The sequence below is a fragment of the Pseudomonas sp. FG35 genome (assembly GCF_057809295.1).
The window spans coordinates 12,524-28,309 of the sequence record NZ_JBMDJR010000012.1; the positions used below are offsets into that span (position 1 = coordinate 12,524).

A 15,786-nucleotide genomic window follows, 5' to 3' on the forward strand; every position below is an offset into this window, starting at 1 on the left:
ATATTTCAATCAGAGCCGACCTTTGCACTGGATTGATACAACTTCGGATTGGACATGTGGTCATACAAGCCTACTGTTCAAAACAGGAGGTGACGTATGAAACCAGTACCCAACAGCTTTGAACGCAAGATCATGCTCAGGTCGCCGCGCTCCCATGTCTGGCGCGCCCTGGTCGATGCCGAGGCGTTCGGCCAGTGGTTCGGCGTTGCGCTGGAGGGCCGGCGGTTTATCGCCGGCGAATGGACGCAGGGGCAGGTCACTTACCCCGGTTATGAACATGTGCTCTGGAACGTGCTGGTGGAGCGGGTCGAGCCACAGCAGCTGTTCTCATTTCGCTGGCACCCGTACGCGGTAAACCCGAAAATCGACTACTCCCAGGAACCGACCACGCTGGTCAAATTCGAACTGCAGGACTACGAGAACGGCACGCTGCTGAAGGTCTCCGAATCAGGCTTTGCGCACATCCCCGACGTGCGCCAGAAAGAGGCCTACTACATGGACAGTCGGGGCTGGGAGGAACAGTTGAGTCGACTTGAGCACTTCCTCACGGAGAGCGACCGGGCCCGTGAGCGTGAAGGTGGCTGATCTCGACCTGTTCGCGCCGTGGCTGGGACGCTGGGCGCTGGCGCCGGACGGCGAGCCGATCATTACCCCGGGCAGCCGCCTGTTGCCGGTGCGTCAGGACGATACTCCGGCGATGCTGAAAGTCGCGGTGGACGACGAAGAAAAATACGGCAACCTGCTGATGACCTGGTGGGACGGCGACGGCGCCGCCCGGGTGTTCGCCCATCACGACGAAGGCCTGTTGCTGGAGCGGGCGATGGGTCAGCGTTCGTTGATGCACATGGCGCTCAACGGCGAGGACGACGAGGCCACGCGGATCATGTGCCGATCCTTGGCCCGGCTGCACGCACCGCGTCTGACGCCGCCACCGCCGTTGGTAGAACTCGCGCCGTGGTTCGCATCACTACGAGTGGCCGCAGCCCGATACGGCGGCCAATACGCCGAATGCCTGCAAACCGCCCAGACCTTGCTTGCCGAGCCGCAGGACGTAGTGGTGCTGCACGGCGACATGCACCACGACAACGTCCTCGATTTCGGCCCACGGGGCTGGCTGGCCATCGACCCCAAGCGAGTACGGGGCGAACGCGGCTACGACTATGCCAACCTGATCTGCAACCCGGAATTGCCGACGGCAACTGATCCCGAGCGCTTTCGGCGACAAGTCGACGTGATCTGCGAGGCGGCGGGAATCGAGCGAAAACGCCTGCTGCAATGGGTGCTCGCGTTTGCCGGACTGTCTGCCGCGTGGTTTCTGGAGGATGACGAGCAAACCGCGGCAAAAGGACAGCTGAAAGTCGCGCAACTGGCGGCTTCTGCACTTGATGCCTGGCACGCCTAAGGGTTTTCGGAAGGCCCGCTATGGCGAATGTCTTACACGCGATGGTAGCTATTTCGACTATTGCCGATTGGATCCACAGCGTAATCTAGCCTCATCAACTGAAGCACAGGGAGTGTTTCAGGATCACGGATGATCGACCATTAGCAAGGATCGCTGCCGACAGGGAGTCGATAATGGTCTTGGGAAAAACCCGCTTCGGCGGGTTTTTTTTCGCCCGCAGAAAAGTGCCGTGCCCAAACAGAAACACCGCCAATCGGCGGTGTTTCTGTATCTGCAGGTTTTACGAGGCGATCAACTGGCGCAACACGTAATGCAGGATCCCGCCGGACTTGAAGTACTCGACCTCGTTCAAGGTGTCGATGCGGCACAGCACTTCGATTTTTTCCTGATGCCCGTTTTCACGGGTGATGACCAGGGTCAGGTTCATCCGTGGCGTCAACTCGACACCGCTCAGGCCCTGAATCTCCAGGGTTTCCTTGCCGGTGAGGTTCAGGCTCTTGCGGTTCTGATCCAGCTTGAACTGCAATGGCAGCACGCCCATGCCCACCAGGTTGGAACGGTGAATCCGCTCGAAGCTTTCGGCGATCACCGCTTTCACCCCCAGCAGATTGGTGCCCTTGGCCGCCCAGTCGCGGCTGGAACCGGTGCCGTATTCTTGCCCGGCAATCACCACCAGCGGCGTGCCCGAGGCCTGATAGCGCATGGCCGCGTCGTAGATCGCCAGTTTCTCGCCGGTCGGAATGTAGATCGTATTGCCACCTTCTTCGCCGCCGAGCATTTCGTTGCGGATACGGATGTTGGCGAAGGTGCCGCGCATCATCACTTCGTGGTTGCCCCGGCGCGAGCCGTAGGAGTTGAAGTCCCGTGGCTCGACGCCTTGCTCGCGCAAATAACGCCCGGCCGGGCTGTCGGCCTTGATGTTGCCGGCGGGGGAGATATGGTCAGTGGTCACCGAATCGCCAAGCAAAGCCAGCACTCGCGCACCTTTCACATCGGCGATCACCGGCAAAGGCCCGGCAATGTCATCGAAGAACGGCGGATGCTGGATGTAGGTCGAATCCGCCTGCCAGACGTAGGTCGCGGCTTGCGGGACTTCGATGGCTTGCCACTGTTCGTCACCGGCAAACACTTCGGCGTATTCCTTGTGGAACATCGCCGTATTGACCTGATTCACCGCGTCGGCGATTTCCTTGCTGCTCGGCCAGATGTCACGCAGGTAAACCGGATTGCCCTGCTGGTCATTGCCCAGCGGTTCGCTGCTGATGTCGGTGCGCACACTGCCCGCCAAGGCGTAAGCGACCACCAGCGGCGGCGAGGCCAGCCAGTTGGTTTTTACCAGCGGATGCACCCGACCTTCGAAGTTGCGGTTGCCGGACAGCACCGAAGCCACGGTCAGGTCGGCTTTCTGAATGGCTTTTTCGATCGGTTCCGGCAGCGGTCCGGAGTTGCCGATGCAAGTGGTGCAGCCGTATCCGACCAGCGAAAAACCGAGCTGATCAAGGTACTGCGTCAGCCCGGCGGCTTTGTAGTAATCGGTGACGACTTTCGAACCCGGTGCCAGTGAGCTCTTCACCCACGGCTTGCGGGTCAGGCCTTTTTCCACGGCTTTTTTCGCCAGCAAGCCGGCAGCCATCATCACGCTGGGGTTGGAGGTGTTGGTGCAGGAAGTGATCGCGGCAATCACTACGGCGCCGTTTTTCAGGCGATACGTGTGGCCGTCGTACTCGTAGTCCGTTTCGCCGACCAGATCGGCATTGCCCACCGCCACGCCACCGCCACCCTCGCTTTCCAGACGTCCTTCTTCCTTGCTGGTGGGTTTGAACTGCAAGTCGAGGAAGTCACTGAACGCCTGGCCGACATTCGGCAGCGAGACACGGTCCTGCGGGCGTTTCGGCCCGGCGAGGCTGGCTTCGACGCTGCCCATGTCCAGCGCCAGGCTGTCGGTGAACACCGGTTCCTGACCGGGCAAGCGCCACAGACCCTGAGCCTTGGTGTAGGCCTCGACCAGCTTCACCACCTCAGGCGGACGGCCGGACAGGCGCAGGTAGTCCAAGGTCACGTCATCCACCGGGAAGAAGCCGCACGTCGCGCCATATTCCGGAGCCATGTTGGCGATGGTCGCGCGGTCGGCGAGCGGCAGGTCGGCGAGGCCGTCGCCATAGAACTCGACGAATTTGCCGACCACGCCTTTCTTGCGCAGCATCTGGGTCACGGTCAGCACCAGATCGGTGGCGGTGATGCCTTCCTTGAGCTTGCCGGTGAGTTTGAAACCGATCACTTCCGGAATCAGCATCGACACCGGTTGCCCGAGCATCGCCGCTTCCGCCTCGATCCCGCCGACGCCCCAGCCGAGTACGCCGAGGCCGTTGATCATGGTGGTGTGGGAGTCGGTGCCGACCAGCGTGTCGGGGAAGGCATAGGTGCGGCCGTCTTCGTCCTTGGTCCACACGGTGCGGCCGAGGTATTCGAGGTTGACCTGGTGGCAGATCCCGGTACCTGGCGGCACCACACTGAAGTTGTCGAAGGCGCTCTGGCCCCAGCGCAGGAAGGCATAGCGTTCGCCGTTGCGCTGCATTTCGATGTCGACGTTCTGTTCGAAGGCGCTGGCGCTGGCGAATTTGTCGACCATCACTGAGTGGTCGATCACCAGATCCACCGGCGACAGCGGGTTGATTCGTTGCGGATCACCGCCAGCCTTGGCCATGGCGGCGCGCATCGCGGCCAGATCGACCACGGCCGGTACGCCGGTAAAGTCCTGCATCAGCACGCGGGCAGGGCGGTACTGGATTTCGCGGTCGGAGCGGCGCTCCTTGAGCCACGCGGCAAGCGCCTTGAGGTCGGCGCCGGTGACGGTTTTTTCATCTTCCCAGCGCAGCAGGTTTTCCAGCAGGACTTTCAGCGACATCGGCAGCTTGTCGAGATCGCCCAAGGTCTTGGCGGCATCCGGCAGGCTGAAATAGTGGTAAGTCTTGTCATCGACTTTGAGGGTTTTCAGAGAATTCAGACTATCGAGGGACGGCATTACGATCACTCCTTTGAGTCCGCACGGCTACGGACTGAGGGGACGGGCAGAGCTATCAACGTAGCCCTGTTTTCAGTAGCTGGCTAATAACTGGACTCTATGGGCAAGTCCAAGGTTCCGACATGGGCTATCATGCGCCGGTTTTCGTGACAGGCTTTGCTTCAATGCAGGTCTGGGCATCGCGCAGGGGATGAATGATCGCCCTCTGCCCAGGAGTAAGAATGAACACCCTATTCATGCATTGCCGGCCAGGCTTCGAAGGCGAAGTCTGCTCGGAGATTTCCGACCTCGCCGCCCGACTGAATGTGGCCGGCTACGCCAAGGCCAAACCGGCCACCGCTTGCGCCGAGTTCGTCTGCACCGAAGAAGACGGTGCCGAGCGCCTGATGCGCGGTCAGCGTTTCGCCGAGCTGATCTTCCCGCGCCAATGGGCGCGCGGGTTTTTCATCGATCTGCCGGAAAACGACCGTATCAGCGTGATCCTCGCTCACATGAGTGAATTCCCGGTGTGCGGCAGCCTGTGGCTGGAAGTCGTCGACACCAACGACGGCAAGGAGCTGTCGAACTTCTGCAAGAAATTCGAAGGCCCGCTGCGCAAGGCCCTGACCGGTGCCGGCAAACTGGTGGAGGACACCAGCAAGCCGCGTCTGCTGCTGACCTTCAAGAGCGGCCGTGAGGTGTTTCTCGGTCTGGCCGACGCCGGTAACTCGGCGATGTGGCCGATGGGCATTCCGCGCCTGAAGTTCCCGCGTGAGGCGCCGAGCCGTTCGACCCTGAAACTGGAAGAAGCCTGGCACCACTTCATCCCCCGCGACCAGTGGGAAGATCGCCTGCACAGCGACATGACCGGCGTGGATCTCGGCGCGGCGCCGGGCGGCTGGACCTGGCAGCTGGTCAATCGCGGCATGCTGGTGACTGCTATCGACAACGGCCCGATGGCCGAAAGCCTGATGGACACCGGTCTGGTGCAGCACCTGATGGCTGACGGCTTCACCTTCAAGCCCAAGCAGCCGGTGGACTGGATGGTTTGCGACATCGTCGAGAAACCGGCGCGCAATGCCGCGATGCTCGAAGAGTGGATCGGCGAGGGGCATTGCCGGGAAGCGGTGGTCAACCTCAAGTTGCCGATGAAGCAGCGTTACGCCGAAGTGAAGCGCCTGCTCGAACGCATCGCCGATGGTTTCAAGGCCCGTGGGATCAAGGTCGACATCGGCTGCAAGCAGCTTTACCACGACCGCGAGGAAGTGACCTGCCATTTGCGCCGCCTTGACGTGAAGAAAGCCAAAGCCCGCTGAGCGCACGACAGGTGACCGAAGACCCAGCATTGGGCGACAATGCCGGCCAGTTTCAGGAGTGAATCATGAGTGAAATGATCAATACGCCGGTCGACGGCACCCTTGACGCCACGGGCCTCAACTGCCCGGAGCCGGTGATGATGCTGCACCAGCACATCCGTGATTTGGTGCCTGGCGGCCTGCTCAAGGTGATCGCCACCGACCCGTCGACCCGCCGCGACATCCCCAAGTTCTGCGTGTTTCTCGACCATGAACTGGTAGGGCAACACGAAGAAGCCGGGACCTATCTGTACTGGATTCGCAAGAAGTCCGGTTGATCGGAAGGCAAAAAAAAGACCTGCATGTGCAGGTCATTTTTTATGGCCGGTCAGCCCATCGAACGGCTGATGCGAATGCGTTTGCGTGCACTGCGCGTCAGGCGGATCGACAGCATCAGCGCCGCGCAGCTCAGGCCGACGATCAGGCCTTCCCACAAGCCGCTCGGGCCGCGTGGCTCGCCGAGCCAGTCGGTCAGGCCGAGGGCGTAACCCACCGGCAGGCCGATGCCCCAATAGGCGAACAGGGTCAGAATCATCGTCACGCGAGTGTCCTGATAACCGCGCAGGGCGCCGGCGGCGGTGACCTGAATCGCGTCGGAAAACTGGAACAGCGCCGAATACACGATCAGCATCGCTGCGATGTGAATCACCATCGGATCCGACGTGTAGATCGCCGCAATGTGCTCGCGCATCAGCAGCATCATGCTCGCCGACAGGCAGGCGTAAGCCAGCGCAGTGCCCATGCCGACACCCGCCGCGAAACGTGCTTCGCGAGGTTCTTCACGGCCCAGGGCCTGACCGACCCGCACGGTCACGGCCATGCCCAGCGAGTACGGAATCATGAACACCAGCGAGCTGACGTTCAGCGCGATCTGGTGCCCGGCCACCACGGTGGCGCCGAGGCTGCCGATCAGCAGCGCGATCACCGCGAAGATGCTCGACTCGGCAAACACCGCGACGCCGATCGGCAGACCGATAGCCAGCAAACGCTTGATCACCGCCCATTGCGGCCAGTCGAAACGGCTGAACAGTTCGCTCGACTTGTAGGCCGGTGCCCAGCGCTCATAACCGGCCAGACCCAGTGCCATCACCCACATCACGATCGCCGTGGCCCAGCCGCAACCGACGCCGCCCATGGCCGGTACGCCAAAGTGGCCATAAATGAACACGTAGTTGAGCGGAATGTTCAGCGCCAGGCCGCACAGGCCCAGCACCATCGCCGGGCGGGTGCGACCGAGGCCGTCACTGGTGCAGCGCAGCACATGGTAGAACGCCACGGCCGGCAGACCGCTGGCGATGCCGTGCAGGTACTGCATGCATGGGCCGATCAGCTCCGGATCGACTTTCATCAAATGCAGGATCGGTTCGGCGCTGAACAGCATGGTGGTCGCCATCAGGCCCACCACCAGTGCCAGCCACAGGGCCTGACGCACGATCGGGCCGATCTCGCTGTGGGTGCCGGCGCCAAAGCGCTGGGCGACTTTAGGCGTGGTCGCCAGCAAAGTGCCGGTCATCAGCAGGAACACCGGCACCCAGATCGAGTTGCCCAGCGCCACGGCCGCCAGATCCTTGGGCCCGACGCGCCCGGCCATCACCGCATCGACGAAGCCCATGGCGGTGGTCGCCAGTTGCGCGATCATGATCGGCAGGGCCAGGCCGAGCAGATTCTTCAGCTCCAGGCGAACCCGGGCAGGGCGGTTGAGGGAAACGGCGGCAGGGCGGTCAGTCACGGAATTCACAGGCAAAGCGTCCACAGGGGTTGATGCGCAAGGCCGGGCATTCTACGCCGCTGACGTAACGGTCAGGAAAAATCCTCTGTTGCGTATTTGTAATCGCCGCGCCTCATCAAGAAATCAAAGCCTGCTGGCTCATCGCAGTCCCAGCGCCTACACTGCCGATCCGCCCAAGGAGCCTCGCCATGCTGATTGTTGCCGACGAAAATATCCCGCTGCTCGATGCCTTTTTTGCCGGTTTCGGCGAGATCCGCCGGGTGCCTGGCCGCTCCATCGACCGAGCCACGGTCGAACAGGCCGATGTATTGCTGGTGCGCTCGGTGACCAACGTCAACCGCGCACTGCTTGAAGGCAGCAAGGTGCGTTTCGTCGGCACCTGCACCATCGGCACCGATCATCTGGATCTCGATTACTTCAATGAGGCCGGGATCACCTGGTCCAGCGCGCCCGGCTGCAATGCCCGGGGCGTGGTCGATTACGTGCTCGGCAGCCTGATGACCCTGGCTGAAATCGAAGGCGTCGATTTGAGTGAACGCACTTACGGTGTGATCGGGGCCGGTGAAGTGGGCGGTCGCCTGATCAAGGTGCTCAAAGGCCTGGGCTGGAACGTGAAAGTCTGCGATCCGCCGCGTCAGGCGGCCGAGGGCGGCGACTATGTCAGCCTGGAGCAGATCATCGCGCAGTGCGACGTGATCAGCCTGCACACCCCGCTGACCCGCAGCGGTGACGGTGCGACCTGGCATTTGTTCGACGAGCAGCGTTTGCAGCAGCTCAAGCCCGGCGCCTGGTTGATCAACGCGGCTCGCGGTCCGGTGGTGGATAACACCGCGTTGCGCGAAGTGCTGCTGGAGCGTGAAGACCTGCAAGCAGTGCTCGATGTCTGGGAGGCCGAGCCGCAAGTCGATGTTTCTCTGGCCGAGCTCTGCGTGTTGGCGACGCCGCACATCGCCGGTTACAGCCTCGACGGCAAGCAGCGCGGCACCGCGCAGATCTATCAGGCTTACTGCGACTTTATCGGTGAGCCCGCCAGCATTCAGCTCGGCGATCTGCTGCCGGCGCCGTGGTTGTCGGAAGTTTCCCTGCATGCCGACAGCGATCCAGCCTGGGCGCTGGCGATGTTGTGCCGCGGTGTGTACGACCCGCGCCGGGACGACGCGGATTTCCGTCGCACGCTGCTGGGCAGCGTCGGTGAGCAACGTGCGGCGTTCGATGTGTTGCGCAAGCAGTATCCGTCGCGACGCGAGATCGAAGGTTTGAAGGTGCGGATCGAGGGCGATTCGCCGGCCCTGCGCCAGATCGTGGCCGCGCTGGGCGCTGTGGCGGTATAAACAGCGGGCAGAAAAAACCCGGCCTGCAGGGGCCGGGTCAGGAAGACGGTGGCGATATCACTTTTGTTCGGCAGGCTTGACCAATCGCTGTTCCAGTTCGCGGCAGGCTTGCTGGATCATGTCTTCAGTGATCGGCTTTTCGTTGCCATTTTCATCAATAATTGAACAACCCAGAGACTGATCTGGCTGTGTGCGGATCACTTGAATCTTGTCATCGCTGCTGTGTTGCAAGGACATGGCCTGTCTCCTCATCAGGTTGTGTGCCTAGATTAAAACCGTCAGGTGACCAGGCTGTGACAACTCCCTGCGGTCGGTCCGGAACGGCATCTCCACTCAAACAGAAATGACCGTCTGTCTCAACCCGGACCTTAGACCAATAGCGTCTAGGGGGTAGTCTTGCCGGTCATAATTAACCTGACTCATTGTGATTTGCAGAGTTCCACCCCATTTGAGTCTGTAGGCTGGCCCTATCCATCAGCACACGACGTGAACCTGAATGATCCCGATGCTTTCCTCGCGCCACCGCCGGGCCTTGCGCCTGACCAGTTCTTTCCTTGCCCCTTATCGCTGGCCGGCCTTTGGTGCGCTGCTGGCACTGATCGTCACGGCGGGCATCACCCTGTCGATGGGGCAGGGCATCAAGTTGCTGGTCGATCAAGGCTTCATGACTCAATCGCCGCACTTGCTCAATCAATCCATCGGCCTGTTCATGCTGTTGGTGCTCGGCCTCGCGGTCGGCACGTTTGCGCGGTTTTATCTGGTGTCCTGGATCGGTGAGCGCGTGGTGGCGGACATCCGTCGGCAGGTGTTCAACCATCTGGTGTACCTGCATCCCGGGTTTTACGAGGACAACCGCAGCTCGGAAATCCAGTCGCGGCTGACCGCTGACACCACGCTGCTGCAATCAGTGATCGGCTCGTCGCTGTCGCTGTTCCTGCGCAATTTGCTGATGGTCATTGGCGGTGTGGTGCTGCTGTTCATCACCAACCCCAAGCTCACCAGCATCGTGGTAATAGCACTGCCGCTGGTGATTGCGCCGATCCTGATTTTTGGCCGCCGCGTGCGTAACCTCTCCCGGCTGAGTCAGGACCGGATCGCCGACATTGGCAGTTACGTCTCGGAAACCCTCGGCCAGATCAAAACCGTGCAGGCCTACAACCATCAGGTGCAAGACGAACAGCGTTTCGCCAGCACCGTCGAGCAGGCATTCGAGACTGCGCGCAAACGGATTTTCCAGCGGGCCTGGCTGATCACGCTGGTAATCGTGCTGGTGCTCGGCGCCGTCGCGGTGATGTTGTGGGTCGGCGGCATGGACGTGATCGCCGGGCGGATTTCTGCCGGTGAACTGGCGGCGTTCGTGTTCTACAGCCTGATCGTCGGCAGTGCGTTTGGCACGTTGAGCGAAGTGATCGGAGAGTTGCAGCGAGCGGCTGGCGCCGCCGAGCGCATCGCCGAATTGCTGCGTTCGGAAAACATCATCCAGCCACCGACCACAGGATTGGTGACGCTGCCGGAGCGGGTCAAAGGCGAGCTGGAGTTGCAGGATGTACGTTTTTCCTACCCTTCGCGTCCCGATAGCCTCGCCGTCGATGGCTTGAGTCTGACGATCAACGCCGGGGAAACCCTCGCGCTCGTGGGACCGTCCGGCGCGGGCAAGTCCACGGTGTATGACTTGCTGCTGCGTTTCTACGATCCCCGGGAAGGGCGGATCCTGATCGATGGCGTACCGCTGACGAGCCTCGATCCGCTGGACCTGCGTCGCTGCTTCGCGCTGGTCTCGCAAACCCCGGCACTGTTCTTCGGCAGTGTCGAAGAGAACATTCGCTACGGCTGCCCGACCGCCACGCTGGAGCAGGTGCGGGAGGCGGCCAGAATCGCCCACGCCCACGACTTCATCGAACAGATGCCCGACGGCTACCAGACCCATCTGGGCGACGGTGGCCTCGGTCTGTCAGGCGGACAACGCCAGCGCCTGGCCATTGCCCGGGCGTTGCTGGTCGACGCGCCGATCCTGCTGCTCGACGAAGCCACCAGCGCCCTTGATGCCCAAAGCGAACACCTGATTCAGCAAGCACTGCCGAGCCTGATGCAAAACCGCACCACGCTGGTCATTGCCCACCGGTTGGCGACGGTGAAAAACGCCGACCGGATTGCGGTGATGGATCAGGGCAAACTGGTGGCGATCGGTACGCATCAGGAGTTGATCGCCAGTAATCCGCTGTATGCGCGGTTGGCGGCGTTGCAGTTCAGTGATGGTCGTCAGGTTTCAACCGACCCTGTAACCGACTAAGTAATCGACCTAGTAGAACGCCATAAAAAATGCCCGCATCTCTCGATGCGGGCATTTTTGTTTACGTCGATCTATCGGCGAAACACGCCCCGATCACTGATCGTCGAAATACCGCTCATGCCAATCCACCAGCGGTTGCGGCGAATTGAGTTTCTGGCCGTAGATCACCGAGTAGGACAGCACGTTCTGCACGTACTGGCGGGTTTCGTCGAACGGGATGCTTTCCACCCACACGTCGAAGCTCAGATGGTCGGCGCCACGCAGCCACTGGCGCACGCGGCCGGGGCCGGCGTTGTAGGCGGCGGAGGCGAGCACGCGGTTGCCGTTGAACTGGCTGTGCACCTGGCTCAGGTAAGCGGCGCCGAGCTGGATGTTTTTATCCGGATCCAGCACCTGCTGTGGCGAGGCCAGCGGAATGCTGAACTTGCGCGCGGTTTCCTTGGCGGTGCCGGGCATCAGTTGCATCAGGCCGCTGGCGCCGACGCTGGAACGGGCGTCGTCCATGAATGCACTTTCCTGACGGGTGATGGCGAACACCCAGCTCGAATGCAGGCCGCGCACCTTGGCTTCGCGCACCAGAGTGTCGCGGTGGGCCATCGGGAAACGGATGTCCAGATCATCCCAGTACTGCGCCTGACTGATGGTGCGGATGGCCGGGAAGTACCATCTCAGGTCGTAGGCCAGTTTCGCCTGGGCGACCATTTCGTCGCGGCTGAAATGCCGGCTGACGTGATACCACTCGCGGCGGCCATCGACGATCTGCCCACGGGCGTGGAACTCCAGCGCACGACGCACGCCCGGGGTGTTGCGCACCTTGTTGATCAGCGCCTGACTGAGCACCAGCGGCTTGTTGTTCAGCGAGTACGGCGATTGCGAGCGGTCGGCGGCGAGGAAGCCGTAGAAATCCCGTTCCCGCGACAGATTCTTGTACAGCGTCTGCGCTTCCGGGTTTTGCGGTTGCGCCAGTTCCAGGCTGCGGGCCTGCCAGTAGCGCCAGCGGTTGGTAGTGGCCAGATCCTGCGGGAGACGGCGGGTCAGTTGGTAGGCGTCGTCCCAGCGCGCCAGACGCAGCAGCAGCCGCAGGCGCCATTCGGACACGGTGTTGTCGCGCAGTTCCGGGTCGTACTTGGTCATCACGTCCAGCGCGCGGCTGTCGAAGCGCCGGGCGAGGGTCAGGCCGATTTCCCGGGCGATCGCGACTTTTTCATCGCGGGAGAAATGCATGCTGCTGGCATAACCGTCGAGCAGGGCCATGGCCTTGTCCGGGTCCTGACGCGCGAGGCGGCGCAGGCCGAGGCTGACCACGTCCGACATCGGTTCATCGGCCGGCATGAACCGCGAAGGCTGATTGAGCAGTTCCGGTTTCTGCGCCACGTCCACCAGCAGGTGGCCGCGCGGGGCGAGGGTGGTCAGGCCGTTGACCAGGCTGTTGGCCAGCGGATAGTTGCGGTGCTGGGCGGCGAGTTTGGCGCGTTCCCAGCGTTTCTGTTCGGTCAACTGACCTTCGGCGGCCCACATGCCAAACAGCGCATCACAGGCGGCAGGCTGGGATTTGCCGGTCAGCCAGAGCTTCTCGGCGTTGGCGTAGCCCTCGGCCTTCTTGTTGTGGCTGATCTGGTATTGCGCGTGGAGGCAGTCAAGTTCAGTGAAATTCAGTTTCGGGTCGTAATACTTGACGAACGTCGCCCAATCGCCGCGATCGGCCAGCCAGCGCAGCCAGCGCAATTTCATCCAGTTGGCCTGCGGCAGGTCACCGTGCTCGGCGAGGAATTTCTCGATCTCCGCGTTGCTGGCGGTTTTCAGCCGCGCAGTCAGCTCGTCGTAGGCGAGGTACGGCTCCAGCGGATAATCGGCGAGAGCCTGGCTGTAACGGAAATACGGGCCGCTGTCGCCCTTGGCCAGGGCGCGCTTGGCTTCATCGTAATACTGGCGTTGGGTGGACAGGTCCACCGCCTGAGCGGATTGAACGGCAGCGGCGGAAAGCAGCAAACATGACAAAACACTGAAGAGGCGACTGCGCATGAGACATCCGGGCAGAGAAATCATGACAAGTGCCGGCTCAAAACCTGCACTGAATTGCCTGTAGCTTAGCCTTTTGCCAGCAAGGGGCGAAAGCTTTGCCGGCCTTGCAGCACAAGTTCGCAACAATTGTTGTGCAGAGTGCGTCAGCGGCGAAATTGCCGGCCTGTTCGGGCCCCGATTCAGGTAGAATGCGCGCCCGGTTTTTGGAGAAGCTCATGACCCTGCTCAAATTCAGCGATGTGTCCCTTGCATTCGGCGCGATGCCGTTGTTGGACAAGGTGTCCTGGCAGATCGCCCGTGGTGAGCGGGTGTGCATCATCGGCCGCAACGGCACTGGCAAATCCAGCATGATGAAACTGGTCAAGGGCGACCAGAAGCCTGATGACGGCTCGGTGTGGCGTGCCCCCGGTCTGAAAATCGGTGAATTGCCGCAGGAATTGCCGGTGGCCGACGAGCGGACAGTGTTCGACGTGGTTGCCGAAGGACTCGACGGCGTTGGCGCTTTGCTCGCCGAATACCATCACCTGAGCCAGAACATCGTCACCGATGCCGATCTGGACAAGCTGATGCATGTTCAGCACGACCTCGAAGCCCGCGATGGCTGGCGCTTGCAGACTTTGGTCGATAGCACCCTGAGTCGTCTGCAATTGCCGGCCGACAAGACCCTCGCCGAACTGTCCGGCGGCTGGCGTCGTCGCGTGCTGCTGGCGCAGGCGCTGGTGTCCGAGCCGGATCTGCTGCTGCTCGACGAGCCGACCAACCACCTGGACATCGGTGCGATTGCCTGGCTTGAAGAAGCGCTGAAGGATTTCCAGGGCGCCGTGCTGTTCATCACGCACGACCGTTCTTTCCTGCAAAACCTCGCCACCCGCATCCTTGAACTGGATCGCGGCGGCCTGATCGACTGGAACGGCGACTACGCCAGTTTCCTCGTCCATAAAGAAGCCGCACTGGCCGCCGAAGAAACCGCCAACGCGCTGTTCGACAAGCGTCTGGCCCAGGAAGAAGTGTGGATTCGTCAGGGCATCAAGGCCCGTCGCACCCGTAACGAAGGCCGCGTGCGTGCTCTGAAAGCCCTGCGCGTGGAGCGCAGTGAGCGTCGCGAGCGCACCGGCAAGGCCAACATCCAGCTGGAAACAGCGGAGAAGTCCGGCAAGCAGGTGATGGTGCTGGATAACGTGAGCTTCGCGCATCCGGGCGGTCCGTTCCTGATTCGCGATTTCTCCATGGTGCTGCAGCGCGGCGACCGGATCGGTCTGCTCGGCGCCAACGGTACCGGCAAAACCACTTTGCTGAAACTGATGCTCAGCGGTCTGCAACCGACCAGCGGCAAAGTGGAAGAGGGCACCAAGATCGACGTGGCCTACTTCGACCAGTTGCGCCATCAGCTGGATCTGGAAAAAACCGTGATCGACAACGTCGCCGAAGGTCGTGACTTCATCGATATCGACGGCCAGAGCCGCCACGTACTGAGCTACCTCGGCGACTTCCTGTTCAGCCCGCAGCGTGCCCGCACGCCGGTGAAGGCGTTGTCCGGTGGTGAGCGTGCACGTTTGCTGCTGGCCAAGCTGTTCAGCAAGCCTGCAAACCTGCTGGTACTCGACGAACCGACCAACGACCTCGACGTGGAAACCCTCGAGCTGCTCGAAGAAGTGCTGCTGACCTTCAACGGCACGGTGCTGATGGTCAGCCACGACCGGGCATTCCTCGACAACGTGGTTACCAGCACCTTGGTCTTCGAAGGTGAAGGCAAGGTTCGCGAATACGTCGGCGGCTATCAGGACTGGATCCGTCAGGGTGGTTCGCCGCGTCTGCTGGGCGTGACTGAAAGCAAATCCGGCAAGGCCGATCTGAATTCGGCGGTGGTGACTGCCGAACCGGCTCCGGTTGCCGCGCCGGTTGCTGCGGCCCCGGCTGCGAAGAAGAAACTGAGCTACAAGCTTCAGCGTGAGCTGGAAGCGTTGCCGGGCGACATCGACGCGAAGGAGCAGCAGATTGCTGCTGTCGAGGCTGAAATGGCCGAGGCCGGCTTCTATCAGCGTCCGCCGGCCGAGACGGCCAAGGTGATTGCTTCTCTGGAGCAGTTGCAGGCCGAGCTGGATGCGCTGGTGGAGCGTTGGGCTGAGCTGGACGCCTGATTGTTTCAAGGCATGAAAAAGCCCGGCATCCAGTAATGGGTGCCGGGCTTTTCAGCTTTTCACAAGCGAGTGGGATCAGCGTTTGACCAGGTGCACCGCCAGCACATCGCAAGGCGCGCCGTGCAGGACATCGTTGGCGGTCGAGCCCAATAGCAGCGCCAAACCGTGTCGGCCATGGCTGCCGACCACGATCAGGTCGCACTGCTGTTCCTTGGCGAAATGGTGGATTTCCTGACGCGGCTGGCCGTAGGTCAGGTGGCAGTTGGCGCCTTCGAGTTCGGTGTATTTGTGCTTCAGGCGTTCGAGGCGTTCCTTGGCCTGATCGAACTGCTGTTGTTGCAGTTGTGACAGATCCATCGGCACGTCACCGCCGAAGGCCATGGCCATCGGTTCGACGATATGCACCAGCGACAGCTTGGCGCCATTGCTCACCGACAGCTCTCGGGCGCGGTGGATCACAGGGTCGCACTCTTCGGTCAGATCTACGGCGACCAGGATATGGTGGTAGGGCATGAGGT

12 protein-coding genes are annotated in these 15,786 nt (G+C 61.6%); 7 read left to right on the forward strand and 5 right to left on the reverse strand.

Annotated features, from left to right (window positions below):
• Positions 1 to 96 precede the first annotated feature (96 nt).
• Positions 97 to 585 (forward strand): SRPBCC family protein, encoded by a 489-nt coding sequence (locus tag ACODTD_RS21875; protein ID WP_007953087.1) that lies wholly within the window; start codon positions 97 to 99, stop codon positions 583 to 585.
• Positions 578 to 1,402: an aminoglycoside phosphotransferase family protein gene (locus tag ACODTD_RS21880; protein ID WP_489105197.1), complete on the forward strand. Its 825-nt coding sequence runs from the start codon at positions 578 to 580 to the stop codon at positions 1,400 to 1,402. Before ACODTD_RS21875 ends, ACODTD_RS21880 begins: the two co-directional genes overlap by 8 nt.
• 280 nt (positions 1,403 to 1,682) lie before the next feature.
• On the opposite strand, the gene acnA is transcribed toward ACODTD_RS21880, so the two are convergent.
• A complete protein-coding gene (acnA, locus tag ACODTD_RS21885; RefSeq protein WP_489105198.1) occupies positions 1,683 to 4,424 on the reverse strand; it encodes an aconitate hydratase AcnA in 2,742 nt (913 codons plus the stop codon).
• A 221-nt stretch (positions 4,425 to 4,645) separates the two neighbouring features.
• Here acnA and rlmM point away from each other — a divergent pair, with 221 nt between their 5' ends.
• Both rlmM and tusA read left to right on the forward strand, forming a co-directional pair.
• Complete coding sequence (gene rlmM, locus ACODTD_RS21890) at positions 4,646 to 5,719, forward strand: 23S rRNA (cytidine(2498)-2'-O)-methyltransferase RlmM (RefSeq protein WP_041475377.1); 1,074 nt, start codon at positions 4,646 to 4,648, stop codon at positions 5,717 to 5,719.
• Between the two features lie 65 nt (positions 5,720 to 5,784).
• On the forward strand, positions 5,785 to 6,036 hold the full coding sequence (gene tusA / locus ACODTD_RS21895; RefSeq protein ID WP_011335204.1) for a sulfurtransferase TusA: 252 nt from the start codon (positions 5,785 to 5,787) through the stop codon (positions 6,034 to 6,036).
• A gap of 50 nt (positions 6,037 to 6,086) precedes the next feature.
• Here the strand turns inward: tusA and ACODTD_RS21900 are convergent, their stop codons facing one another.
• Entirely contained in the window at positions 6,087 to 7,496 is a 1,410-nt protein-coding gene (locus tag ACODTD_RS21900; RefSeq protein ID WP_041475594.1) for an MATE family efflux transporter, read from the reverse strand.
• Positions 7,497 to 7,675: 179 nt separating this feature from the next.
• Between ACODTD_RS21900 and pdxB the strand changes: the two genes are divergently transcribed.
• Positions 7,676 to 8,818: a 4-phosphoerythronate dehydrogenase PdxB gene (pdxB, locus tag ACODTD_RS21905; RefSeq protein WP_221614300.1), complete on the forward strand. Its 1,143-nt coding sequence runs from the start codon at positions 7,676 to 7,678 to the stop codon at positions 8,816 to 8,818.
• 57 nt (positions 8,819 to 8,875) lie between these two features.
• On the opposite strand, the gene ACODTD_RS21910 is transcribed toward pdxB, so the two are convergent.
• A complete protein-coding gene (locus ACODTD_RS21910; protein WP_041475376.1) occupies positions 8,876 to 9,055 on the reverse strand; it encodes a PA1571 family protein in 180 nt (59 codons plus the stop codon).
• Positions 9,056 to 9,314: 259 nt separating this feature from the next.
• Between ACODTD_RS21910 and ACODTD_RS21915 the strand changes: the two genes are divergently transcribed.
• Positions 9,315 to 11,108, forward strand: coding sequence for an ABC transporter transmembrane domain-containing protein (locus ACODTD_RS21915; RefSeq protein ID WP_011335200.1), 1,794 nt, complete (start codon positions 9,315 to 9,317; stop codon positions 11,106 to 11,108).
• Between the two features lie 93 nt (positions 11,109 to 11,201).
• On the opposite strand, the gene ACODTD_RS21920 is transcribed toward ACODTD_RS21915, so the two are convergent.
• Positions 11,202 to 13,130 (reverse strand): transglycosylase SLT domain-containing protein, encoded by a 1,929-nt coding sequence (locus ACODTD_RS21920; protein WP_221614302.1) that lies wholly within the window; start codon positions 13,128 to 13,130, stop codon positions 11,202 to 11,204.
• Between the two features lie 215 nt (positions 13,131 to 13,345).
• Here ACODTD_RS21920 and ACODTD_RS21925 point away from each other — a divergent pair, with 215 nt between their 5' ends.
• Positions 13,346 to 15,268, forward strand: a complete 1,923-nt coding sequence (locus ACODTD_RS21925) for an ATP-binding cassette domain-containing protein (RefSeq protein WP_011335198.1) — start codon at positions 13,346 to 13,348, stop codon at positions 15,266 to 15,268.
• 75 nt (positions 15,269 to 15,343) lie between these two features.
• Here the strand turns inward: ACODTD_RS21925 and ACODTD_RS21930 are convergent, their stop codons facing one another.
• Complete coding sequence (locus tag ACODTD_RS21930) at positions 15,344 to 15,781, reverse strand: universal stress protein (protein ID WP_011335197.1); 438 nt, start codon at positions 15,779 to 15,781, stop codon at positions 15,344 to 15,346.
• Between the last annotated feature and the right edge of the window lie 5 nt (positions 15,782 to 15,786).